The sequence below is a fragment of the Dyella sp. 01L423 genome, assembly GCF_056399945.1.
The window spans coordinates 1-1,285 of the sequence record NZ_JBFTSI010000020.1 but is presented as its reverse complement, the minus strand read 5'-3'; the positions used below and the strand labels follow the sequence as shown (position 1 = coordinate 1,285).

Genomic DNA, 1,285 nt, shown 5'->3' with positions numbered 1-1,285 from the left:
CCTTGAGCAGCGTGGTCATCAGCGGCATGGCCTCGCGATACAGCGGCGCGCCCTGTTGGGCCAACTCATCAAGGGCCTGCGCCATGCCATGCAGCCGCAGCGATTTGAGTGTGGTGATCACGGCGTCATGCGACATGGCGTGTCCTCCGCAGACCGTCATAGCGCGCGACGTTGGCCTCCGGTTCGATCTGCAACGTCAAAGACGGCGGTGCATCCACCGGCGCCGGTGGGATCTCGCTCACCAGCCGCGCCAATAGATTGAGCACATGGGGCTTGGACGGTGCGTTGGCCTCCAACGCCAACTCCACTGCGGTCAGCACCGCCTGCTCGTCGTACTGCAACACCAGCGCGAGGATCTCGACCATCTCCCGGTCGCCGCCGGGGCGCGGGAGCAGCAACGCCTGCAAGCGCCGAAAACCCTCGGGCAGATCGGCAAACGGCGCGCCGTTGCGCAGGGCGCCCGGCTTGCGCTGGAGCACGCTGAGGTAATGGCGCCAGTCATAAATTGTCTGGCCACCATCGTGGCTGCGGTTGATCCGACGAGGGTGCTCGGCAATGACCTGACCCTCGGCCGCCATCACCACGCGGTCGGCGTACAGGCGCACGCTGATGGGCCGGTTCGCATAGCTGGCCGGCACGCTGTAGCGGTTGCGCTCAACGTGCACCAGGCATGTCGGCGTCACCCGCTTGGTCTGCTCGACGAAGCCATCGAAGGGCGTAGGCATGGGCATGAGGAGGGGCTGCTCGTCCTGCCAGACGGACGCGATCGTGCGATCGCGCCATGCGGGATGGGTGAACTCCTGCCAGAGCGCCACGCAACGTGCCTGCAGCCAGGCGTTGAGCGCCTCCAGGGTGGGCATCGCCGGCACCGTGGGCCAGAGCCGATGACGGGCATCCTGCACGTTCTTCTCGATCTGGCCCTTCTCCCAGCCGGAGGCCGGATTACAGAACTCCGCCTCGAACAGGTAATGACCGACCATCGCGGCAAACCGGGCGTTGACGTCGCGTGCCTTGCCTCGGCGCACCTTGTCCACGGCCGTCTTCATGTTGTCGTAGATGCCGCGGTGGGGCACGCCACCAAACACCGCAAAGGCGTGTTGGTGCGCGTCGAAGAGCATCTCGTGGGTCTGCAGCGGATAGGCGCGCAGCAGGAAGGCGCGGCTATGGCAAAGCTTGAACTGCGCGATCTGCAGCTTTACGCGCTCCCCACCGATACGGGCGATATCCTCGCTCCAGTCGAACTGAAATGCCTCGCCCGGGGCGAACACCAGGGGCACGAAGGTGC

At 65.7% G+C, this 1,285-nt stretch carries 1 protein-coding gene; it reads right to left on the bottom strand.

What is annotated here, in order from left to right:
* Window positions 1–125 precede the first annotated feature (125 nt).
* A partial coding sequence (istA, locus tag AC1DMY_RS20825) for an IS21 family transposase (protein ID WP_477166751.1) occupies window positions 126–1,285 on the bottom strand: 1,160 nt, incomplete at its 5' end.